Below are 23,848 nucleotides of genomic sequence, written 5' to 3'. Positions count from 1 at the left end.
TTATATTTGATTTTTCTATTAAAAACCAAACCATGAGACTTTTTACTATTGTCATTTCACTTTTCACACTTACTCTTTTCGCTCAAAAAAGCAATAAATACGACACTTTTTTCGAGAAAGGAAACAAAAACCAATCGGCTAATTATCAAGAAACCATAAAATACTACACGCTTCTTGCACATGATTTTCCGACTATCAAAATGCAAGAAATGGGACTAACAGACAGTGGTTATCCACTGCACATGATCACTTTTAATCCTGACAAGCAATTTGATTTTAATGTAATCAAAAAAAGTAAAGCTGTAATTCTTCTTAATAATGGAATTCACGCTGGTGAACCTGACGGAATTGATGCAACTATGCAACTGTTTAGAGATTTGGCTTTAGGAAAGATAAAAGCACCAAAAAACACTGTGATAGTAACAATTCCTGTTTATAATATTGGTGGAGCATTAAACAGAAACTCCACTACAAGAGCCAATCAGGATGGTCCAGAAGAATACGGCTTTCGCGGAAACGCCAGAAACTATGACTTAAACCGTGATTTAATTAAATCGGATACACGCAACACCAAAAGTTTTGTAGAAATTTTTCATAAAACAAACCCTGATGTTTTTATCGACAACCACGTAAGTAATGGTTCTGATTACCAATACAAACTGACTTATATTATGACACAACATAATAAACTAGGTACTATTTTAGGTGATTATCTAAATCAGGAAATGATGCCAGCATTGGTAAAAGATTTACAGAAAAAAAATCTGGAAACAACTCCTTATGTTAATGCTTTTGAAGAAACTCCTGATAATGGTTTTATACAATTTTCGGATAGTCCGCGTTACACAACTGGTTATACTTCCCTTTTTAATACCATCGGTTTTGTGGTCGAAACACATATGCTTAAAAATTATGCCGATCGCGTAAAAGCAACTTACGAATATATGACATCTACAATTGATTTTACAGATGCAAATTATAAGAAGATAAAGGAAATGCGTTTGAAAAACGAAGCGCAATACGCACCTAAAAAACCTTATACTATTAAATGGGAAATTGATAGCACAAAAATGACAACATTTTCATTCTTAGGTTATGAAGCAAGTCATAAAAAGAGTGAAGCCACAACAGGAGATAGATTATTCTATGACAGAACAAAACCATACAAAAAAGACATTCCTTATATAAAAGAATTCAAATCGGTTAAGGATATTACCGTTCCTACAGCCTATATTATTCCTAAAGGATTCTGGAATGTGATCGATTTACTCAAAAGTAATGGCGTTACCTACACACAACTAAAAAAAGATACGATAATAGAAGTTGAAAGCTATAGAATTGCCGATTTTAAAACAACAAATTCAGCTTACGAAGGACATTATTTACATCGAAATACTAAAGTGACTTCTCAGATAATAAAAGTTCCTTTTCACAAAGGCGATTATGTATTCTCGACCCAACAAAAAGCAATTAAATACCTATTAGAAACATTAGAACCCGAAGGTGTTGACTCGTTCTTTAACTGGAATTTCTTCGATACCATGCTACAGCAAAAAGAAGGGTATTCAGAATATGTTTTTGAAGATACAGCCGCTAAACTCCTAAAAGATAATCCAAAATTAAAAGCTGATTTGGAACAAGCCAAACTCAATGACCAAAAATTTGCTAAAAATCCCGAAGCACAATTAGATTGGATCTACAAACATTCTGCGTATTATGAGAAGGCACATATGCAGTATCCGGTTTATCGATTACTGTGAGATGTTTTTTGTTAGAAGAAAAATGCGGACTAGATTGAAATTTAACCGTAACCCCGATAGCTATCGGGAGCAAAGATTTTTATTTAAATTATCTTGAAAACGCAAAGGTCACAAAGCTGTTTTGCAAATCTTTGTCAAAGTTTTTCAACTTTGACAAAGATAAATAGTTTTTCTGCTTATAAAGCTTCAAAATTCGCTCAATTTACATATCAACCTTACTTCACAGAAAATATAATCGATTATTTTCACAAAATCAACATTAATCGTGTATCATCATGGGATTGTCAAAGAAAAATAGCAAGACAAGCTTCACAAATAGAACCTTAAAAAATGATATTTTATGAAACGTTTAATACATATATCCCTAGTATTATTAATTATCCAAGGATGTACCACAAATAAAAATATAAAAACAAAAAAACCAGCAATAAATAATTCTATCGAAAAATTAGAAATATCAAATCTTCCTGATGAAATTCGAACAAGTAAAACAAATAAAAACACTTATATAACTAAAACAGATAATTCATATAATGTTAGAAATAAGGACGGGAAAACTATCGTTTATTATTCTAAAGGACATGAAACTGGTAGTGCATTTTCCGGATATGATTATTCAGAAAATCCAATAATAGGGATATATAAAGAGTTTTATCCTAATAATAACATAAAAATAAAAGGAATTTATTGTTGGTTTGGATTTAAAATAGGGAAATGGTATAGCTATTCAGAGAATGGAGATCTAGTCTCTACTGAAGATTTTGACAATGGCTTTATATACACTAATGATCAAGTGTTTTCATATTGTCAAGAAAATGGAATCTCATTAGAAAAAAAAGAGAGTGGTTATACAACTACTATATCTAAATATAAGTCCATTCCTGATAATAAAAATTATTGGGTTATTCGATATCCTAATTATGAAAAAAAAGCTTATATAAATATTCAAATAGATGGTTTAAATGGAAGTGTTGTCAAAACAGTAGAATCTCCATTCCCTACAGATTAAAAATTTTATAGTAGTCTTAAATATAATTTTCTAAATACTTTGATAATATTTTTTTTTAAAAAAACCGATAGCGCGGATTTGCAATCCGTGCCCGCAACAAGAAACCATGAGATTGAATTTTGCTTTACTATGTGGAACGGATTGCAAATCCGTGCTATCGGATAAGCTCTTACCCTAACATTAATCCATAAAAATATATAATATGAGTATTTTAGATAATTACAATATAAGTTTTAGTAATGATGTTTTTACATATCATGATGGTAAAAAAGTATATCATAAGAATGCAAATCATAATGTTACACGGGATTTTTTTGGATATTTATTACATTTTTTCAAAGATGTAGAAGATGTAACTGAAATAATAGCTGATGTAGATTTCATCTTAACAGATGGTCATTATAATGATGAATATTTAAGAGAGATATATTTAGATAAATTATTTGTACGTTATAAAGATACAACTGTAAATTTCGAAACACAAAATAGTGTTTTAATTCAAGAAATTCCACTTATTGATTTTAAAGAAATATTAATATTGTGGTGTTCTTTTTTACAAACTTCTCCCTTAAATGGTAGTAGCGTATAATACCCGACCTTGCCCCGCTCTACGAAGTGTTCGCACAGCAATCAGCAAACTGAATATTTCGTTTAGTTGGATTTTAGTACTATAAAAGATTATTTATCTTTTAATATGTTTTGCAAAAATTCAACTTTATCTTTTTCAGCCTGAACTAAACGTTCATAAAGTTTTTTATTCTCTTCATAAGATTCAATTAACTTATCTAATGGGTTGAAAGTACAATGATTGTTAAACGTTCCTGCACTATTATCTGTGAAATTATTAAAATAATTAATAACACTTTCTTCTGAGAAATTCTTAAGTGCTTCAACACTTACTCCCAAAGCTTTTGCTACATCAATAAGTTTTTCGTCATCTATAGTTTCGCTGTTTTCCATAGTCGATATAGCTTGCTGATTTGTACCTAAAGCTTGTGCCAAAGCTTCTTGTTTCATATCACGAAGTTCACGAATTCGGCTAATTTTTCGCCCTATATGGTTTGGTTTTGTAAGTGTGCTCATAATTCAAAGATAATATTATGGGTAATAACAAGCAATATATAAAAAACATATTTTGTTATGTACGATACAGTCAAAATGATTTGCACTGCAGAATCTATTGCTCATTGTGTATAAAACAAAAGTACGATTTTTGAGACATGAAATAGTTAAAAGTAAAAAATTATACTTACCCACTAGTAAAAGTAAAAAAACTTAAAACCTGAAACTTGATACAATAAAAACTCATGCAATAGCTTTACTTCAGAGATAAAACAAATTATCAAATATAAAAGAATAAACTTACAATCTATTAAAATTAACAAATTAATTACTATATAAAAGCCAAAAGAAAAGTTAAATGGTGATTACATAGAAGTTATATTTGGTAGTTTCGTAATATTAGTTGTACAAAGCAACTAAAGTAACTTAAATCTTAAAAAATGGGGCAATTATCACGTTTTTCGAATAAAGTAATAATCATTACTGGAGCAGCTTCAGGAATGGGACGTGCAACCGTAATCAGAATGGTTGCAGAAGGAGGAACAGTTATAGGTGTTGATTTAAATGAATCAGGACTTGAAGAAACTGTTCAATTGGCACTAAAAACTGCTGGGAATGGCGGATCAGTTAGCTATATGATAGGTTCAGTAAGTGATGAAAAAACAGTTATAAAGATTGTTTCTGATGTGGTAACCAATTATGGAAAATTAGATGTTCTGGTTAATAATGCAGGTATTTTACGTTCATCACATACTACAGAAACTTCAGTTGAAGAATTCCAAACTATAATTAATACCAATTTACTAAGTGTCTTTATGTTCTGTCGTGAAGCTTTACCTCACTTAATTAAAACACAGGGAAATATTGTAAATCTGGCTTCTACTTCGGCTTTTTTTGGGCATCCCTATATGATTCCATATGCAGCAAGCAAAGGAGGAGTTGTTTCTATGACCCATTCATTAGCATGGGAATACTTAAAACAAGGAGTAAGAGTAAATGCTGTAGCTCCTGGAGGAATAAGTACTCCTATGATCAAAAATCCTTTTGGAAAAATAGCCGCGGATGTAGATATGAGCCTATTTACACATTTAGCTCGTCCTGATGGAAAATTTGGAGAGCCAGAAAATATTGCAAGCGTAATTGCAATGCTAGCTTCTACAGATGGAAATTTTATTAATGGAGAAGTAATTCGTATCGACGGAGGAAATCACTCTTAATTTATTCCCGATCATATAAAAAGCCCCAATGAACGTAATGCTCATTGGGGCTTTTTTTATACGGTGGCACGCCATCATTAAGGTAATAAGTAATTAAGTTTCTGTGATGCTAAGTTTTTTTCATTTCACATTTCACAAAAAACATCTCACAAAAAACATCTCACATCTTTACTCTTTTACAATAGCCTTATTCTCTTCTTCAAACAACAATTTGATGTTTTCATAAGAGTTTTTAAGTGCTTCTTTTATTTGCACTGGATTTAACCAGGCAACTTTTTCGATTCCTTCTTCTAATTGTCCTTGTGGTGTCCCTTTAAAATCAGAATGCATTTCGAACCAATGCGTAATTTTTAATTTGTACTTGCCATTGCGTTTAAAAACGTGATAGGTCTTCTGTAATTTATTGGTAATTGTCAATTTCCCAACTCCCGTTTCCTCTTCTACCTCACGCATAGCGGTCTCTTCGATCGATTCGCCTTTTTCAATTCCACCTTTTGGCAAGTCCCATTTTCCATTTCTGAAGATGAATAACACCTCTCCTTTTTTATTATAAACTAGTCCTCCTCCTGCTTTATTGACAGGAATTTTTGACTTTAACGTTTTCATAATCTCCTTCTCATCAGGATGATATAAATAAGCTGCTTGAATTTTATTTTGGAACATTTTGACAATAATTTGCTCTATGTCAATACTTTCCAACAAGAACAATTGAAAATTAGTCTCTTTTGAGATTTCATTTGTCAAAAAAAGTGGTTTGTCGTTCACAAAAACTTTATACATTTGTACTATGATTTTTAATAAAGATACTGCCGAAAAAACAGCCGAATTGCTTTTGCAAATAAATGCAATTAAATTGAATCCAGGAAATCCTTTTACATGGGCTTCGGGATGGAAATCACCTATTTATTGTGATAACAGGCTAATCCTCTCATTTCCAAGCATCAGAAATTATGTTAGAGATGAGTTTGCTAAGAACATTGAAAAACAATTTGGTAAACCAGATGTAATCGCTGGAGTTGCTACAGGAGCCATAGGTATTGGTATTCTTGTTGCAGAAAGCTTAGGATTACCGTTTGTATATGTTAGACCAGAACCTAAAAAACACGGAAGACAAAATCAAGTTGAAGGTTTTTTACAAAAGGGACAAAATGTTGTTGTAGTTGAAGATTTAATAAGCACAGGAAATAGTAGCTTACTTGCAGTTGAGGCTTTGCGTAATGCTGGAGCCAATATTAAAGGGATGGCTGCGATATTTACTTATGGCTTTGATGTTGCTGAAAAAAACTTTAAAGATGCAAATATCGACTTATACACATTGAGTAACTATTCTAATTTATTAAACCTAGCGGTTGCAAAAAAATACATTCCCGAAGAAGATTTAATTACCTTACAGGAATGGAACGTAAACCCAGCTGCCTGGAAACAAGAATAATTTTTTAAAATTTTAAAATAAAATTTTCTGATTTTTCAGAATAAAACACAAATAAATATGAACTTAGAAAGTCCAAAAGTTACTGTTCAGAAATCGGCTCAAGAATTATTTGATTTATTGAGTGATGTGAAAAATTTTGAAAAATTGATGCCTGATAACATTGCTAAATTCGAAGTAATCGGCGAAGATGCTTTTATTTTTGGTTTGAAAGGAATGCCAGAAATAAAATTAAAAATGAAAGAAAAAACAGCTCCAAGCAAAATCGTTTTGGGTGCTGCAAGCGATAAATTACCATTTACATTGGTATCTAATATCGAAACAGTTTCTGACACTTCTAGCGCTGTAAAACTTGATTTTGAAGGAGAATTCAATCCAATGATGGCAATGATGATAAAAGGGCCTATTGGAAAATTTATTGAAACTCTTGCCAATAATATGACTAAACTATAATTGTCAATTGTTAATTATAAAATTTAAAAAGTCCGATTAGAAATTCTAGTCGGACTTTTTGTTTTTCTGCCACTCTCGATAGCTATAATTTAAAAAAAATAAAATAGTTTCTCGCAGATTAGGCAGATTAAGCCGATTTTTTTCTAAAAGCCCCAAAAAGACTAAGAAAAGACTAAGAAAAGACTAAAATTTAACTCTTTAAAAAATATTACACAATCAAAAAAACTCTATTCCGATAACTATCGGAACTTTGCACCTCTGAACCTTTGCCTCTTAGTACCTTCAAAGAACCCTTGGCACCTTTCAAAAAACAATTCATCTATAAAAAAACACAATTCAGTAATAAATTTTATGCTGCATTAAATTAATATCCGAAGTTTGAACCATTAACTAAAAAACACAAAATGGAACCAGCTATTAAGATTTTAATTTACATTCATGCATTCTTTGGAGGAATTGGATTAATCACAGGAATTGGAAGTATAATTGTAAAAAAGGGAAAAACACTTCATAAAAGAATGGGGAAATTATTCTCTATCGGAATGCTGACCAGTTCGATTCTTTCACTTATTGTCTGCTGCTTTCCAAACCATCACAATATCTTCTTATTCTTGATTGGGTTATTCACAATATATCTTGTCATATCTGGAAACAGAGCATTAGCTTTTAAAAACAAGATTGAAGCCGATTTAATCGATAAAATAACTTCTGGAGCAATGTTGTTTTTCTCTGTAATAATGATTTCACTGGGAGTGTACTGCCAATGGAATACTATTGATAACGGAATATTATTTACCTTCTTTGGCGCATTTGGCCTTTATATGACAGTTAAAGATTTTATCTTTTTTAGAAATCTTTCCGAAGAAAACAAAAACTGGTTATCCAAACATATCGGAAAAATGATTGGAGCATTAATAGCTTCGGTAACAGCTTTTATTGTCGCTGGATTAGGCATTGGCAACATAATTGCATGGATAGCTCCATCAATCTTAGGAACAATCTATATAATATACTGGAATAGAAAATTAAAATCTAAAATGGCAAAAACAATAAGAATTCAAGTTTAAAACCTTAAACTAACCACAGATTAAATGCATTAAATGATTAAAAAAGTTTCACGCAGATTACACAGATTTAAGCAGAGTTTATCTCACAGAGTTACTAAGAGTAATAAAAAAAGGAATCAGAATAAAACCTCTGCTCCAATAACTTTCAGCACTTTATCTCTTAGAACCTTAGCATCTTCAAAAAAAACTTTGCTCCGATAACTTTCAGCACTTTGCACCTCTGAACCTTTGTCACTTAGAACCTTAGCATCTTCAAAAAAACCTTTGCTCCGATAACTTTCAGAGCTTTGCACCTCTGAACCTTTGCCACTTAGAATCTTAGCTCCTTCTAATAAAGCATCTGTATTTCCTTAATTTCAAACTCTGAAACGGAATCATCTTCTAATAAAACTTGTAGCTTTCCTATTGGAGAAACCCCTTGAATAATCCCCATAAAATTTTGATTATCTATATTTTTAAAGGGCATTGGCACTCCTTTTCTAAACAATTTATTAAAATATTCACTCCAAAATATGGCAGATTGCTGTTCCCATAGAAGAATTTTCTCTTTTATTTTCTCTACAATCAAAATAACAAGTTCATCTTTGTTAAATTCGACATTAGAAATGACCACTAAAGAAGAAGCATTTGGCAAATTTTGAAAGTTTATTTGGTTAACATTTAATCCTAAACCAACTACTGACACGATAGTACCATCACTTTTGAGAGTGTTTTCTATCAAAATGCCACCAAGTTTCTTATTATATGACATAATGTCGTTTGGCCATTTAATACTTAAATCAGGAATATTTAATTCTTCTAAAGTTTTTATTACCGATAGTGAAATAATAATATTTAAATTAAAAACCTCTTCATTACTAAGTAAAAAATCCCTAACCAACACACTCATTATTAAATTCTTACCTACTTCAGAACGCCAAACTGCTCCCATTTGTCCCTTCCCTTTTGTTTGATTTTCGGCAGTAACAATTGTAAAATTCTCAAGTTCCTGTTGGCTACTTAATGATTTTAAGAACTCATTCGTTGAATCTATGGCATCGAGTTTGATTAGTTTCATTTAAATAATTTATATAACTTAATTTAATATTTTGTTAAGGTTCAAAAATAATCACAAAAATTGGTAACTTTACAAACTCATATAAAATAATTCATGGCGAAAAAGACTGTTAATAATGATGTTCTGTTAGCGAACATAATCAAAGGAATCGAAGAAGTAAAAGGAAATGATATTAGTATCTTGGACTTAAGGGAGATAGACGCAGCAGTTTGCGATTATTTCATCATATGCAACGGAAATTCGAATACTCAAGTTAACGCCATCGTAGGCTCAATTCAAAAAACGGTATCAAAAGAACTAAAAGACAAACCTTGGCATGTAGAAGGAACCGATAACGCAGAATGGGTTCTTATCGATTACGTGCATATTGTTGTTCACGTATTTCAAAAACACATTCGAGAATATTATAATATCGAAAGTCTTTGGGGAGATGCCAAAATAACTACAATCGAAAACAAATACTAAAGAAACTTTCTTCAAATGGCTAAAGATAATAATCCAACCCCGAGTAAATTTAAAATAAGTCCTTGGTTAATTTATACCGCAATACTTTTAATATTTTTATTTATCAGTTTTGCAACCGGAGGATCAAGTTTACAAGAGCCGGCTCAATTAACCTCTTCTAAGTTTAATGACTTTTTAGATAAAGGACAAATTGAAAAAGTAATTGTATACAATAAAGCTGAAGCTGAAGTGTATCTTAATGCTGCTGCACTTAAGGATCCAGCGCAAAAAAAAGTATCTAAAGATATTTTTGATCGACCAAACAAAGGCCCTCACTATACTTTAGAAATTGGTAATGACCAAATTTTTCAAACAAAATTAGAGAAAGCAGTTACCGAAGGGAAACTGAAAGATTATGATTTTGTTCAAAAAAATAACTGGACCGACATTTTAGTTGGTTTACTTCCAATAATCATACTTGTTGGAGTTTGGATTTTCATTATGAGAAAAATGTCAGGCGGCGCTGGTGGCGGTGGTGGACAAATTTTTAATATTGGAAAATCAAAAGCGAAACTTTTTGATGAAAAAACAGATATCAAAACTACATTTAAAGATGTAGCTGGTTTAGAAGGTGCAAAAGAAGAAATACAAGAAATTGTAGAATTCTTGAAAAATCCTGAAAAGTATACCAATTTAGGAGGTAAAATACCTAAAGGAGCATTACTTGTAGGTCCTCCTGGAACCGGTAAAACATTATTAGCAAAAGCAGTAGCTGGCGAGGCACAAGTACCATTCTTTTCATTATCAGGTTCTGATTTTGTTGAAATGTTTGTAGGTGTTGGAGCTTCACGTGTACGTGATTTGTTTAAACAAGCCAAAGAGAAATCTCCTGCAATCATTTTTATTGATGAAATTGATGCTGTAGGTAGAGCACGTGGAAAAAGCAATATGTCAGGCGGTAATGACGAAAGAGAAAACACATTGAACCAACTACTAACAGAAATGGATGGTTTTGGAACAAACTCAAACGTAATTGTATTAGCTGCAACAAACAGAGCTGACGTTTTAGACAAAGCTTTAATGCGTGCAGGTCGTTTTGACAGACAAATCTTTGTAGACTTACCAGACATTCGCGAAAGAGCAGAAATCTTCCAAGTACACTTAGCTCCTTTGAAAAAAGTAGAAGGTCTTGATTTAGATTTCTTAGCAAAACAAACTCCAGGATTCTCAGGAGCTGATATTGCAAACGTATGTAACGAGGCTGCATTAATTGCTGCAAGAAACAATAAAACTGCTGTAGACAGACAAGATTTCCTTGATGCTGTAGATAGAATTGTAGGTGGTTTAGAAAAGAAAAACAAAATCATTACTCCAGAAGAGAAAAAAGCAATCGCAATTCACGAAGCTGGACACGCTACTGTAAGTTGGATGTTGGAACACGCAGCACCACTTATTAAAGTAACTATTGTTCCTCGTGGACAAAGTTTAGGAGCTGCTTGGTACCTACCAGAAGAGAGACAAATCGTGAGAACAGACCAAATGTTAGACGAAATGTGTGCTACTATGGGCGGAAGAGCTGCTGAAAAAGTAACTTTTGACAGAATTTCGACTGGTGCATTAAGCGATTTAGAAAAAGTTACACGTCAAGCTCGTGCTATGGTAACAATTTACGGATTGAATGAAAAAATCGGAAATGTTACTTATTACGATTCAACAGGACAAAGTGAATACAACTTTTCAAAACCGTATTCTGACGAGACTGCAAAAATTATTGACCAAGAAATATCAGAACTAATTGAAGGTCAATACCAAAGAGCTATCGAAATATTAGAAGAAAACAAAGATAAGTTAAATCAACTTGCTGAAATCTTGATTGAAAAAGAAGTTATTTTTAAAGATGACTTAGAAGCAATTTTCGGAAAACGTACATTTGACAAAAATCTAGAAGAAGTAGTTTCATAATACTACCCGAATAATATAATTATTTTTAAAATCTTAATTCAAAAGCTACTTTTGAATTAAGATTTTTTTATCTTTGAACGTTTTCAATTAACACGTAAAGCATTTCAACAATAATGAGTTTTTTTAAAAAATTATTTGGCTCTAGCCATGATCAATCTGATGAAGAGAATCAAAGTGAATATAGCAATTCACAAGCTGATAATTCTCTTTCTATAGATGAGCAATTCATTTTTAATTTTAAGAAAAATGGAGGTAAATTTTTATATTGCGAAAACATCCAAGAAGTAACGGAACAATTTGAAAACATCTTAGAAGAAAACGATTGGTTTGAAAGCGAAGTTTCGTGTTTTGAACCTGCGTTATTCCATTTACTTGAAGAAAATAAACTAATATATCAAAGTCCCGCTAATCCAAAATTTCTATTAGCTAGTTGCGAAAACTTAATCGCAGAAGAAGGTGCGATATTATTTTCATCGAAACAAATCAAACAAAACAAACCAAATGAGTTGCCTGTAAACATTGTTATCATTGCAACTACAAGTCAAATCCTTACCGCCAAAAGCGATGGACTAAGTGCCATAAAACGTAAATACGAAAGAGACTACCCTACCAATATTACTACTATAAAATATTTCGAAAAAGCTAAAGAAGAAGATTTTACACAATACGGAAGTGTTGCTAAGAATTTATACTTATTGCTCTTAGAAGATCTATAATATGAATGAAACCCTCAAGAGAGCACTATCAGGTGCAGTCTATATAGTATTACTATTAACGTCTATCCTGTTTTCAACGGAAAGTTTCATCATACTTTTCGGTGTTTTTCTAGTAATTGCAACTTACGAATTTTGCAATCTAGCTAACATCAATAAAATATTTTCGCTTTTATTTGTTTCGCTTTTTTATACTTCAGTTGCATTAATTAGCTTTTACAAAAATGAAACTGAGAATTACATCAATAGATTCCTAAAAGAAGACATTAAATTTACCATTAATATAGATCAACTAAACACTATTTTGTTGGCGATCACATTGCTGATATCAGTAAAATGTATTGTGTTTTTATTTGATGATACACAAACAATAAGCAGAACATCTAAATATATCTACTTATTAGGATATATTACTCTACCTTTTATTTTCATCACCAAAATTTCATTTGGAGTTAAAGATTACAATCCTAAAATCATTATTGGATTATTCATACTTATATGGACAAATGACACTTTTGCCTATTTGGTAGGAAAATCTATTGGAAAACATAAATTATTTGAACGTATTTCGCCGAAAAAAACCATAGAAGGGTTTCTAGGCGGACTTGTTTTTGCTTGTTTTGCAGGCTATTTAATTTCAAAATTATATATCAAGCCAAACCCCAATTTTAGTGATAAATCTATTTTAATATGGACAATTATCGCTTTAATAGTTGGTGTTTTTGGTACAATCGGTGATTTAATTGAATCAAAATTTAAAAGAATAGCCGGAGTTAAAGATAGCGGAACAATAATGCCTGGTCATGGAGGTGTTTTAGATCGATTAGATAGTGTTATATTTGTAGCACCAATTGTATTTTTATTTTACCAAATTTTAAATTATGTTTCATAAAGAAGGAACCCAATCCATTTTATTAGGCACTATATTCGTTAGTGTTGTGCTTTTATTAACTGATCACTTTATTGATACCAATTGGATCAAAATGCTTATTCAGTTTAGTGCATTATTGCTACTAATCATCATCTTGCAGTTTTTTAGAAACCCAAAAAGAACTGTAATCAAAGACATCAATCAAATTCTTGCTCCAGTTGATGGAAAAGTTGTTGTGATTGAAGAAGTTTACGAAGGAGAATATTTTAAAGACAAACGTCTTCAAATCTCGATTTTCATGTCACCGATCAATGTACACGTAACTCGTTATGCATTAGATGGGATTGTAAAATTCAGCAAATATCACCCAGGTAAATTCTTAGTTGCATGGCATCCAAAAGCAAGTGAAGAAAATGAAAGAACAACAGTTGTAATCGAAAACAAATCTTTCGGAGAAGTTTTATACAGACAAATTGCAGGCGCTTTGGCTCGTAGAATTGTAAATTACGCACAAGAAGGAATGCAAGTAGAACAAGGTACAGATGCTGGTTTTATTAAATTTGGTTCAAGAGTGGATATTTTCTTACCTTTAGGCACACCTATCAATGTAGTATTAAACCAAAAAGCAATTGGGGGTAAAACAATTATTGCTACAAAAGCTTAATGACAGAAAAAGACCTAGACATACGATTTTTAGAGGCTGTCGAAATTGCTTCCAAAATGACGCAAGCCTCACTGCCACAAGATGTGCAATTGAGGCTGTATGCTTTTTATAAACAGGCTACTTTTGGAACTGCAAAGTATAACCAATCTGAAAATTTTGACTTAAGAAATGCTTTTAAAACAAATGCATGGATTCAAATTAGCCATTTAAGTATAGATGAAGCCAAGGAAAATTATATAGAAATCATTAATTCACTAATAACTAAATAGATATTTTATGAAAAAATATGGTACTCAATTTTCGTTATTTATCTTGATTGCATTTACGATTCTTTCTTGTAACGATAACAATAAACTTACCGAAGTCGTAGAAGTTCCGTTACCTTCGAAAGATGAAAAAATAATAATTGGTAGTCCAGACGAAGTAAAAGCAAACCCAGGAACATTTCAGCTTGAAAAACTTCCGTATGCTTATAACGCGCTGGCTCCTAATATCAGATCATTAACACTCGAAACGCATTACTCAAAGCATTATTTAACCTATACTAATAATCTGAACAAGGCAATAGCCAATACAGATTATGTAAATATGACGATTGAGCAAATTTTGGGAAAACTAGATCTGAATGATGCTAAACTTCGTAATAATGCTGGTGGATATTATAACCATTCTCTTTATTGGAAATGCATGACTCCAAAACCTGAATCAGAGCAGGCTACAGATACATTAGCAAGCGCAATGAATAAAGAATTTGGATCATACAATAATTTTAAATCATTATTTAAAGCCGAAGCAACAAAACAATTTGGCTCGGGATGGGTTTGGCTAGTTGTTGACAAAGCTGGAAAACTTCAGATAACAACAACCGAAAACCAAGATAATCCATTAATGAAAAATGCATTAATTCCAGGAACTCCAATTTTAGCTATAGATTTATGGGAACATGCCTATTATCTAGATTATCAAAATAGAAAAAATAGCTACGTCGATGCTTTCTTCAATGTTATCAATTGGGAAAAGATAAACGAAAATTATAAAACCGCACTAACCAAGGTTGGTAAAGTCTAAAAAAAAAGCTGATACAAAATGTATCAGCTTTTTTTTTTAGCTTAAATTTTCCTTTATCCATAATTCAATTTATTTTGTTTCAATACCTTTATCAATAAAAAACCTTGTTTTATGAATTCTAGCTCACAAAACAAGGTTTATCTAATTACAACAGGCCCTGTCTAGCAGGTTTTAAAACCTGCATGCCAATTATTATTTCACTTCATAAATAAACGATTCAGATGGTGCTATTTTAATCTTAGCAGTCCCTTCCCCATTTATTACATTCAATTTTGTCTTATCCTTCAAATACAATTGATCTGTTAATTGATATACTCCATCTTTCAGATTCCATTTTGAAATAATAGCAACAGGAATCTTTAATTCAAATGTGCTTTCTTTATCCGCAGAAAAATTAGCTACAACAATTAATTTTTGATTACCTGACCAACGTACATAAGAATAAATACCTGCATCATACCCATCCGTTTCTTTTCGATTTGGAGTTTGAATTTCTTGAAATTGCCCCATTAATGCTGGGCTTTTTATAGAAAAGTTTAGTAGTCGCTTGTAAAAATCACGTAAATTCTTTTCAGACTGAGAAAGTTGCCCTCCATCAAACTTACCATTATTCATCCATCGCTGATGATTAGGTACTCCAATATAATCAAAGATAGATGTTCGAGAAGGCTTGCCAAATCCAGCATCTTCATGACCAGCCTCTCCTACTTCTTGCCCAAAATAAACCATCGTAGGCGAAGTGCTAATTGTAGTAGAAACAACCATTAACGGCTTTCCTTTTTCTGGCGTTCCTGCAAATTCAGCATTTGCCAAACGTTGCTCATCATGGTTATCCAAGAAATGCAGCATATTATGCTCGATGTCGGCCATGTTATGTTGAATTTCTGAAAGTTCATCTGGAGACGATTTGCCTTTAATAACATCTTTTAACTTGTCATATGTCTCAACTTTATCGTATAAATAATCCATTTTCCCCAAATGAATATAGTTGCGGTATTCTTTTGGATTATACACCTCGGCAAGTAAAAAAGCATTTGGATTCTGAGTTTTTATAGCTGAGTTCATATAGCTCCAAAATTCATACGGAACCATTTCGGCCATATCATAACGAAAGCCATCAACACCTTTAGAAATCCAGTATAATGCAATCGATTTGAATTTTTTCCAAGAATCAGGAACATCTTTGTCTTTCCAAAAAGCAAAATGCTCTTGATATGATTTCTTGTCGAAACCAACCGGAAGTTCAGAAAAATCTTTAGAGCCATCAGGACGGATACCGTAGTTTACTTTTACTGTTTCGTACCAGTCATTTTGATCTGGTTTTGCTTTACTAGAACCATTACCAGTCCATTTTGCTGGATTTTCATCAAATTTACCATCTACAAGCGGATTTTTTTCTCCATTTAATGGAACAACATTATCTGGAATTTCAAATGGAGTATTTGGTATATAATAAAAATTATTATCTCGTTTATACACAACTGTCACATCATCATTAGCTCCAAAATCTGTTACTCCAGCAGGATTGTTTTTTCCTTCATACTTACGCGCAATATGATTTGGAACGATATCGATAATAACTTTTAAACCTGCCTTATGAGTACGAGCTATCAATGCTTCAAATTCCTGCAAGCGATTGGCAGGATTAACTGCCAAATCGGGATTTACATTATAATAATCCTTTACTGCGTATGGCGATCCGGCTCTACCTTTAATCACTTCGGGATCATCATTCGAAATTCCATATGCAGTATAATCACGAACCAAAGCATGATGCGGAACACCAGTATACCAAATATAGGTAACTCCTAAATCTTTAATTTCATGTAGTGCTTTATCAGTAAAATCATTAAACTTACCTACTCCATTTTCTTCAATAGTTCCCCAAGGCTTGTTAGTCGTATTTTTATTTCCAAACAAACGGGTGAAAACCTGATATACAACTACTTTATTCTCAGAAACAATTTCCTTTTTGTCTGTGTTTAGTTTTATATCCTTTGTTTTACATGCAGTAACCAAAACCATTGCGGTAATCCCTGCCACAAGAACTCGTGCTTTTATCATATTTTTTATAATCTGATTTTATTAATTTTTAATGCCAAAACGCATTATTGAATTTTTAAATTTAATCTATTTTTTAAGACCTAAAATCTTAGATTAAAATTTAACTAAAAAAGTGCTTCTACTACAAACACTACAACGTGTTAGTACGGTTATTTGTTGATAACTTGAGGAGATTTAAAAACTTCTTCATTAATACTTTTACCACATTTTTTTCCACCATTAAGATATTAAGAAAAGTTAAGCTTAATAAAACTTAATGCCTTAATGGTTAAACTTATTCTGCCACAGATTAAAGGATTAAAAAAATTAAAGCTTTGCTTGCAAATTACCACAAACTTGTCACCCTGACGCAGGAAGGGTCTCCGCTAGTAGCTCGACAAAGATTATGGAGTTTCTCGTGGAGATTCTTCGTTCCTCAGAAAGACAAAATTGGAGAGTTTCTTTGCGTTTTCGGTTATTTTTTTTTTCTGCCACAGATTAAAAAATCCGTTTTTGTCCGTGTTTTCGCTTAAGCAAATCTGTTTTATCCGCGTTCCTTTTCGCCACAGATTAAAGGATTAAATAGATTCAAATCTTGGCGAACCTTGCGAAAATCTTGGCGCTCTTTGCGGTTAATTTTTTTCTACCACAAATTAAAAAATCCGTTTTTATCCGCGTTCCTTTCCCCTACATATTAAAGAATTAAACAAAAACAATCCAATTCGAGTAAAATCGTGCTATTGGCGGCTAAAAACTTTAAAACAATCTAATAATATCAGTTATAAATAAATCCTAATATCTGTTAAGGTTGTTTCCTTTTTCATAAATTTGACAAAAATTTAATCAATTGAAGAAATCACTCTTTTTCATATATAGCTGTTTGCTAATTTTAAGTGTAAATTTAGGAATAGCACAAGCTCCAAAGAAAATCATTATTGAGAATGCTGATTGGTCCACTGTCGACCAAGAAGCAGTACCAGATGCACTTTTGTTGACTGGCAACGTGAAGATCAATCATGATGGCGTTACACTAACTTGCAATAAAGCTTATTTTTTTCAGAAAGAAAATTACCTAAAAGCATTTGGAAATGTACAAATCGTACAGGGTGATACTTTGTTTCTAAATAGTAAATATGCTGAGTATAGTGGTAATTTTAAAAAAGCATTTGCAACAGGAAATCCTGTTATGAGTTCACCAGACGCAACATTACAAACAGATACTATTAATTTTGACAGAAATGTTCAGGAAGTATACTATAATTCTAAAGGAACAATCATAAACAAAGAAAACACTTTAGAAAGTAAGTCTGGAAGATATTATGTAGCCGAAAAAAAGTTTAAATTCTTAACAGCTGTCACAATCACCAACCCTAAATATGTTATAAAATCAAATCATTTAGATTATTATAGTAATTCAGGGCATTCTTATTTATTTGGTCCATCAACGATAACCAGTAAAACCGATTATATTTATACGGAAAAAGGGTTTTATGACACTAAAAAGAATCTAGCACATTTTCTCCGAAAATCATATATACGCTATGATGATCGATTAATAGAAGGAGATAGTTTGTATTACGACCGAAATAAAGATTTTGCTTCGGCAACACGAAATGTAAAAATTACCGACTCCATAAATCGAGGAATTGTAAAAGGACATTATGCCGAAATTTACAAACAAAAAGATTCCATGTTTGTAACCAAGAGAGCCGTAGCCATCAACTTTGTTGAAAACGATTCGGTTTATATACACGGAAAAAGACTAATGGTTACAGGAAAAGAAGGCGATCGAATTATACGCGCTTTTAATAATGTTCGGTTTTTTAAAACTGATATGAGTGGAAAATGTGATTCGATACATTCAAGCAGCAGAACGGCTTTAACAAAACTAATACGAAACCCAATACTCTGGAACGGAGAAAGCCAGATTACTGGAGATATCATGCATCTTATTGGTGACAACAACACCAAGAAACTCGACTCACTCAAAGTACTCAATAATACCTTTATTTTATCTAAAGATACCTTGGGAACTGGCTATAATCAAGTCAAGGGATTAAATTTATACGGGAAATTCAAAGATGGAAAACTACACGATGTCGATGTTATAAAAAATACCGAAGTAGTTTATTATATGCGTAATGATGCCAATGAACTCATCGGAATCAATAAAAACGTAAGTAGTAAAATCAATCTTATTTTAGAGAATAACGGTATTGAAACCATAACATTTTTCAATCAGGTCGATGGAGATATATTTCCAGAAGCCGAATTACCCGAGAATGCACGAAAACTGCGAGGAATGAATTGGCGGGGAGAAGAAAGGATAAAGTCCAAAGACGATATCTTTACAAAAGAAGAAAACGAAGAGAACGATAAACTAGTTCAAGAAGGGAAAGATGATAATGCTAAAGAAAATGTTCCTATGAAAATAAGGAAAGAAACGCTCGATTACGATAAAAAGAAACCAGCAGCAAAACCTGCTAAAACATCCAAGACTAAAAAATAGTATATACTCTCCGTATTTAGTATTCAGTCGCAGTAACTATTTTCAGACTCGATTTTCAGTAACAATATTTAGTAACAGCAACCACAACAGTTGACAACTTTTAAACATTAAACTAGAAAACCTTTGTCCCTTTGAGCCTTAGCCTCTTAGAAACTTAAAAGAAAAGAAATGAATCCAGATTTTATAAAATACCAAGCACAAACATCACCCTATCCATTAGGAATGGAAGTTTCACATGCCATAGGATCTTACATATACGACACCAACAATAAAAAATATTTAGATTTCGTAGCTGGCGTTTCAGCCTGTACACTAGGTCATCAGCACCCAAGAGTAAATCAAGCTATAAAAGACCAGCTAGACAAATATTCACACGTAATGGTCTACGGGGAATATTCGCAAAGCCCAGCCGTAGAGTACTGCAAACTTATGGCTTCCCTCCTTCCCGAATCTCTGAATAAAACTTATTTAGTAAATTCAGGAACAGAAGCTATTGAAGGCGCTTTAAAACTAGCCCGAAGAACAACAGGACGCAGTCAGTTAATATCATGTTATAATGCTTATCATGGTAACACAATGGGATCAATGAGTGTTATGGGATTCGAAGAGCGCAAACAAGCCTTTAGACCCTTAATTCCTGATGTAGATTTTATAACCTTCAATAATGAAGAAGATTTACAAAAAATCACCACAAAGACAGCAGGAATAATACTCGAAACAATACAAGGAGGAGCAGGATTTATAGAACCTCATGACAACTTTTTACAAAAAGTACGTAAACGATGCGACGAAGTTGGTGCCATGATGATTGTTGATGAAATTCAGCCAGGGTTTGGAAGAACTGGAAAATTATTCGGATTCCAGAATTACGACGTCGTTCCCGATATCGTCGTTATGGGAAAAGGAATGGGAGGCGGAATGCCAGTAGGCGCATTTACAGCTTCGGCAGAAAAAATGGACTTACTTACCGAAAACCCAAAACTGGGGCATATAACTACATTTGGAGGACACCCTGTCATTGCGTCAGCCTGCTTGGCAACTTTGAAGGAAATTACCGAAACAAACCTAATGCCCGAAACATTAGAAAAAGAAAAGCTAATTAGAAGCCTTTTGGTACATCCTTTGATTAAGGAAGTTAGAGGAAGAGGATTAATGCTTGCTGCTATGACAGAGAGTGCCGAGATAACAAACGAAGTTATCTTAACCTGTCAGGACAGAGGGCTCATTTTATTCTGGTTATTGTTTGAAGGAACTGCCGTACGTATTACACCTCCGTTAACAATTTCTGAAGAAGAAATAAGAGAAGGTTGTGCCATCATCCTAGATGTAATGGATGAAATTTTAAACAAAAAGAATAATTAGGAGCTATCCCGATAACTATCGGGACCAGCTATCCGCTTTATCTTTTGTTTTTTGTAGTCAAAAAACAAAAGGATATCGCTTTTATCTGGGCTAAAGCATATCGTTGACAACAAAATATTTAGAAATTTAAACATATTCAGTTTTATTAAAATTCACATAAAAACTGATCGCTGATACTGCAAATATTGTTAATTAAATTGTTCACAACAATTCCTTCTTTCCCCACATAACAAAAACATGTTGCCTAATTTTATAAAAGGCTAATATCAAAAAAATAAAGTATGCAATTAAGCAACGAAGAAGAAGATTATAACCTATCCCTATCCAAATTTGAGTCGATGTTAAAAACTAACAAAGTACTCTTTTTTGATTCAGAAGAATTTGAAGAGATTATCCTTCATTATCTGGATATAGGTAAGGCTAATTTAGCGAAGAAAGCCTTAAAACTTGCATTAGACCAACATCCAAAATCTACAGGCTTAAAATTAGTACAAGTAGAGATGCTAGTGTATGACGACAAACTCGAAATAGCCGAAAAGCTTTTAAACGAGTTATACGCAATCGAACCCAACAACGAAGAAATTTATATCCAAAAGGCAAATATCTATTCTAAGAGAGACCAACACGAAAAAGCAGTCGAACTGCTTAAAATCGCCTTAGAATATACAGATGATTTTGCTGATGTGTATAATTTAATCGGTATGGAATATCTTTTTATGGATAATCTTGAAATGGCAAAAGATAGCTTTATCAAATGTCTTGAAGAAGATTTAGAAGACCAATCGGCCTTATACAACGTAGTATATTGTTTTGAATTTTTAGATCAAAATCAAGAAGCTATTACTTATTTAAACAAGTACATTAACAAAAATCCTTACAGTGAAATCGCTTGGCACCAGCTAGGACGCTTACATTATGGTATAAAAGAATACGAAAGTGCAATTCGCGCCTTTGATTATGCCACTTTAATCGATGATGAATTCCTAGGAGCTTTCATGGAAAGAGCCAAAGCATTTGAACGTTTAAAAAAATATGCCGAAGCAATAGAAAGCTACAACCGTACCATCGAACTTGATGATGCAACTTCGTATGCATTATTAAGAATTGGAAAATGTTACGAAAAACTAGGGAACAAAGCCTTAGCATTAAAATATTACAATAAAACAGTTCATGAAGACCCGCTTTTAGACAAAGGATGGATTGCCATAACTGATTTTTATGTACGTCAGAAAAACTACCAAAAAGCATTGTTTTTTGTCAACAAAGCATTAGCTATAGACAATCAAAACCGTTTGTATTGGAAACGTTATGCAACGATAAACAAACAAATGAACTTTTTTGAAGAAGCAGAGTTTGGCTACCGAAAAGCAGTAGAATTTGGTGATCATTCACTTGACACTTGGTTATTCTGGGTAGATATACTTCAGTTTTTAGGCGAGTTTGAGAGTGCTATACAAACCTTATTACAAGCAACTGAATATTTTCCAGAAGAAAACGAAATTGAATATCGTTTGGCTGGACTCTATTTTATGATACAGGAAAATACAAAAGCGAAATTCCATTTAAGTAATGGATTACGATTAAAATTTGATAATTACATCTTAATCGAAGACTTATTTCCAGTAGTTTGGACAAAAAAAACAGTTAAAAATTATATTGAAAAACATAGAAAAGAATAATGAAAAAAATAATAACATTTTTATTCTTAGTACTATTCTCTATATCTTATGGACAAGTTGCAAAGGAAAATAAGAAAAAAAGCAAATCTCAAAAAAAAGAAATTCCTGTTAGTGTAAATCCTAAATCTCAAGATTCTATAATGCGTCTGCGCGGAGGAATACAAAGCGAAGACGGTCAAACCTGGAGTGTTCCTGGAGAGATGTCAGCAACTCATCCCGAAAAAGAAGATATAAAAATATATGAGCGTAAAGAAGTTGAGGTAACTGCTGATTTTATCGATAATAAAATGGATCAATTTTTAGATGAGAATTTTGTTATTTCTAAAAAAGTAAAAGAGCAGAAAAAGAATGGAGACATTAACCTTTCATTTGTTGTTGAAAAAGACGGTTCTCTGAGTGCTTTTAAGATTATTAAAGATTTAGGTTACGATACCGGTAAAGAACTGGAAAGAGTAATAAAATTAGGAAAATGGTATCCTTCAGAACTAAATGGTAAAAAGGTAAGATCATTATTTAACTTAACATATACAATAAAAAACAATAATGATTGATACTTTAAAAAGACGGTTTGGCTTATTAGGAAAAAATATTAGTTACTCTTTTTCAAAAGGTTATTTTACTGAGAAATTCAGCGACGAACATTTTAAAGGATGTAGTTATGAAAATTTTGACATTCCAGAGATTAATCATTTTACAACGTTGACAAAAACCAATCCTGATTTAAAAGGATTAAACGTAACGATTCCTTACAAACAACAAGTATTACCCTTTTTAGATAAATTATCAAAAAAAGCTACATTAATCGGTGCTGTAAATACTATCAAGTTTACCAAAAAAGGAAAACTAAAAGGATACAACACCGATTATTATGGTTTTAAAAAATCACTGAAGCCTTTATTAAAGTCACACCACAAAAAAGCATTAATTTTAGGTACAGGAGGCGCTTCAAAAGCTGTTGCCTATGCTTTGGATGAATTAGGTATTTTATACACTTTTGTATCTCGCGAAGCCAAAGAAAATATTATAGATTATAATTTAATCAATGCTACTACTTTTGATAATTATCAAATTATAATCAATAGTACACCCGTAGGTACAAGCCCTAATATTGAAGCTTGTCCAGCAATTCCATATGAATATTTCACAAAAAAACATATTGCCTACGATTTAATATATAATCCAGAAGAAACTACATTTCTTAGAAAAGCAAAAGAAAATGGAGCCACAATAAAAAACGGATACGATATGCTTATTTTTCAAGCCGAGAAAGCCTGGAAGATTTGGAATAAATAAAAATCATAACCAACGAATATTAAAAGACTGCAATTACAAAATTGTGGTCTTTTTTTATTTACGACTGTTTCACGAATAATAGAACGCGGATGACGTTTATTTGAACGCAGATGACGCGGATTTACTTAGCGAAAAGATAAACGGATTTCATTTATGGTTTTTTTAAAAATCTATTTTTAATCCGTG

Annotated in this window: 23 protein-coding genes; 19 read left to right on the top strand and 4 right to left on the bottom strand. The window is 32.2% G+C overall.

Annotation, left to right across the window (positions count from 1 at the left end):
• Positions 1 to 32: 32 nt before the first annotated feature.
• From LPB87_RS05990 to LPB87_RS05980, 3 genes are all read left to right on the top strand, one after another.
• On the top strand, positions 33 to 1,760 hold the full coding sequence (locus tag LPB87_RS05990; RefSeq protein WP_230605272.1) for a M14 family metallopeptidase: 1,728 nt from the start codon (positions 33 to 35) through the stop codon (positions 1,758 to 1,760).
• A gap of 340 nt (positions 1,761 to 2,100) precedes the next feature.
• Positions 2,101 to 2,769 carry a hypothetical protein gene (locus LPB87_RS05985; RefSeq protein ID WP_230605271.1) on the top strand — a complete coding sequence of 223 codons (669 nt, stop codon included), beginning with the start codon at positions 2,101 to 2,103 and terminating at the stop codon, positions 2,767 to 2,769.
• A 202-nt stretch (positions 2,770 to 2,971) separates the two neighbouring features.
• A complete protein-coding gene (locus LPB87_RS05980) occupies positions 2,972 to 3,358 on the top strand; it encodes a hypothetical protein (RefSeq protein WP_230605270.1) in 387 nt (128 codons plus the stop codon).
• An 89-nt stretch (positions 3,359 to 3,447) separates the two neighbouring features.
• On the opposite strand, the gene LPB87_RS05975 is transcribed toward LPB87_RS05980, so the two are convergent.
• Entirely contained in the window at positions 3,448 to 3,852 is a 405-nt protein-coding gene (locus LPB87_RS05975) for a helix-turn-helix transcriptional regulator (RefSeq protein WP_230605269.1), read from the bottom strand.
• A gap of 419 nt (positions 3,853 to 4,271) precedes the next feature.
• Between LPB87_RS05975 and LPB87_RS05970 the strand changes: the two genes are divergently transcribed.
• Positions 4,272 to 5,048 (top strand): SDR family oxidoreductase, encoded by a 777-nt coding sequence (locus LPB87_RS05970; protein WP_230605268.1) that lies wholly within the window; start codon positions 4,272 to 4,274, stop codon positions 5,046 to 5,048.
• Positions 5,049 to 5,216: 168 nt separating this feature from the next.
• On the opposite strand, the gene LPB87_RS05965 is transcribed toward LPB87_RS05970, so the two are convergent.
• Positions 5,217 to 5,828, bottom strand: coding sequence for an NUDIX domain-containing protein (locus tag LPB87_RS05965; RefSeq protein WP_230605267.1), 612 nt, complete (start codon positions 5,826 to 5,828; stop codon positions 5,217 to 5,219).
• Positions 5,829 to 5,835: 7 nt separating this feature from the next.
• Here LPB87_RS05965 and pyrE point away from each other — a divergent pair, with 7 nt between their 5' ends.
• The 3 genes from pyrE to LPB87_RS05950 all read left to right on the top strand — a co-directional run bounded on the left by pyrE (position 5,836) and on the right by LPB87_RS05950 (position 7,997).
• Complete coding sequence (pyrE, locus tag LPB87_RS05960) at positions 5,836 to 6,480, top strand: orotate phosphoribosyltransferase (protein ID WP_129538071.1); 645 nt, start codon at positions 5,836 to 5,838, stop codon at positions 6,478 to 6,480.
• A 57-nt stretch (positions 6,481 to 6,537) separates the two neighbouring features.
• The gene (locus LPB87_RS05955) at positions 6,538 to 6,930 is read left to right on the top strand and encodes an SRPBCC family protein (RefSeq protein ID WP_039112984.1); all 393 of its coding nucleotides are present in this window, start codon (positions 6,538 to 6,540) and stop codon (positions 6,928 to 6,930) included.
• A gap of 404 nt (positions 6,931 to 7,334) precedes the next feature.
• On the top strand, positions 7,335 to 7,997 hold the full coding sequence (locus LPB87_RS05950) for a hypothetical protein (RefSeq protein ID WP_230605266.1): 663 nt from the start codon (positions 7,335 to 7,337) through the stop codon (positions 7,995 to 7,997).
• Between the two features lie 328 nt (positions 7,998 to 8,325).
• Here the strand turns inward: LPB87_RS05950 and LPB87_RS05945 are convergent, their stop codons facing one another.
• Entirely contained in the window at positions 8,326 to 9,054 is a 729-nt protein-coding gene (locus LPB87_RS05945; protein ID WP_230605265.1) for a biotin--[acetyl-CoA-carboxylase] ligase, read from the bottom strand.
• 93 nt (positions 9,055 to 9,147) lie between these two features.
• Between LPB87_RS05945 and rsfS the strand changes: the two genes are divergently transcribed.
• The 7 genes from rsfS to LPB87_RS05910 all read left to right on the top strand — a co-directional run bounded on the left by rsfS (position 9,148) and on the right by LPB87_RS05910 (position 14,776).
• Entirely contained in the window at positions 9,148 to 9,519 is a 372-nt protein-coding gene (gene rsfS / locus LPB87_RS05940; RefSeq protein WP_129538068.1) for a ribosome silencing factor, read from the top strand.
• Positions 9,520 to 9,534: 15 nt separating this feature from the next.
• Entirely contained in the window at positions 9,535 to 11,460 is a 1,926-nt protein-coding gene (gene ftsH, locus LPB87_RS05935) for an ATP-dependent zinc metalloprotease FtsH (RefSeq protein WP_129538067.1), read from the top strand.
• Positions 11,461 to 11,573: 113 nt separating this feature from the next.
• A complete protein-coding gene (locus LPB87_RS05930; protein WP_129538066.1) occupies positions 11,574 to 12,176 on the top strand; it encodes a lactate utilization protein B/C in 603 nt (200 codons plus the stop codon).
• 1 nt (position 12,177) lies between these two features.
• Complete coding sequence (locus tag LPB87_RS05925; RefSeq protein WP_230605264.1) at positions 12,178 to 13,065, top strand: phosphatidate cytidylyltransferase; 888 nt, start codon at positions 12,178 to 12,180, stop codon at positions 13,063 to 13,065.
• Complete coding sequence (locus LPB87_RS05920) at positions 13,055 to 13,708, top strand: phosphatidylserine decarboxylase family protein (protein WP_129538064.1); 654 nt, start codon at positions 13,055 to 13,057, stop codon at positions 13,706 to 13,708. Before LPB87_RS05925 ends, LPB87_RS05920 begins: the two co-directional genes overlap by 11 nt.
• Positions 13,708 to 13,977 (top strand): acyl-CoA-binding protein, encoded by a 270-nt coding sequence (locus LPB87_RS05915; RefSeq protein ID WP_129538063.1) that lies wholly within the window; start codon positions 13,708 to 13,710, stop codon positions 13,975 to 13,977. The genes LPB87_RS05920 and LPB87_RS05915 overlap by 1 nt, the downstream gene beginning before the upstream one ends.
• A gap of 7 nt (positions 13,978 to 13,984) precedes the next feature.
• Positions 13,985 to 14,776: a superoxide dismutase gene (locus LPB87_RS05910; RefSeq protein ID WP_129538062.1), complete on the top strand. Its 792-nt coding sequence runs from the start codon at positions 13,985 to 13,987 to the stop codon at positions 14,774 to 14,776.
• A gap of 192 nt (positions 14,777 to 14,968) precedes the next feature.
• Here LPB87_RS05910 and LPB87_RS05905 read toward each other — a convergent pair whose 3' ends face one another.
• Positions 14,969 to 16,840, bottom strand: coding sequence for an alpha-amylase family glycosyl hydrolase (locus LPB87_RS05905; protein ID WP_230605263.1), 1,872 nt, complete (start codon positions 16,838 to 16,840; stop codon positions 14,969 to 14,971).
• 826 nt (positions 16,841 to 17,666) lie between these two features.
• On the opposite strand from LPB87_RS05905, the gene LPB87_RS05900 reads away from it, so the two are divergent.
• From LPB87_RS05900 to LPB87_RS05880, 5 genes are all read left to right on the top strand, one after another.
• The gene (locus tag LPB87_RS05900) at positions 17,667 to 19,328 is read left to right on the top strand and encodes an OstA-like protein (protein WP_230605262.1); all 1,662 of its coding nucleotides are present in this window, start codon (positions 17,667 to 17,669) and stop codon (positions 19,326 to 19,328) included.
• Positions 19,329 to 19,496: 168 nt separating this feature from the next.
• Positions 19,497 to 20,690: an aspartate aminotransferase family protein gene (locus LPB87_RS05895; protein WP_129538059.1), complete on the top strand. Its 1,194-nt coding sequence runs from the start codon at positions 19,497 to 19,499 to the stop codon at positions 20,688 to 20,690.
• Between the two features lie 281 nt (positions 20,691 to 20,971).
• The gene (locus tag LPB87_RS05890; RefSeq protein ID WP_129538058.1) at positions 20,972 to 22,369 is read left to right on the top strand and encodes a tetratricopeptide repeat protein; all 1,398 of its coding nucleotides are present in this window, start codon (positions 20,972 to 20,974) and stop codon (positions 22,367 to 22,369) included.
• Positions 22,369 to 22,920, top strand: coding sequence for an energy transducer TonB (locus LPB87_RS05885; protein ID WP_230605261.1), 552 nt, complete (start codon positions 22,369 to 22,371; stop codon positions 22,918 to 22,920). Before LPB87_RS05890 ends, LPB87_RS05885 begins: the two co-directional genes overlap by 1 nt.
• Positions 22,913 to 23,662, top strand: a complete 750-nt coding sequence (locus tag LPB87_RS05880) for a shikimate dehydrogenase (protein WP_129538057.1) — start codon at positions 22,913 to 22,915, stop codon at positions 23,660 to 23,662. Before LPB87_RS05885 ends, LPB87_RS05880 begins: the two co-directional genes overlap by 8 nt.
• Positions 23,663 to 23,848 lie beyond the last annotated feature (186 nt).

Source organism: Flavobacterium sp. EDS (assembly GCF_020991525.1).
Lineage (GTDB): Bacteria > Bacteroidota > Bacteroidia > Flavobacteriales > Flavobacteriaceae > Flavobacterium.
This window is presented reverse-complemented; position numbering and strand designations above follow the sequence as displayed.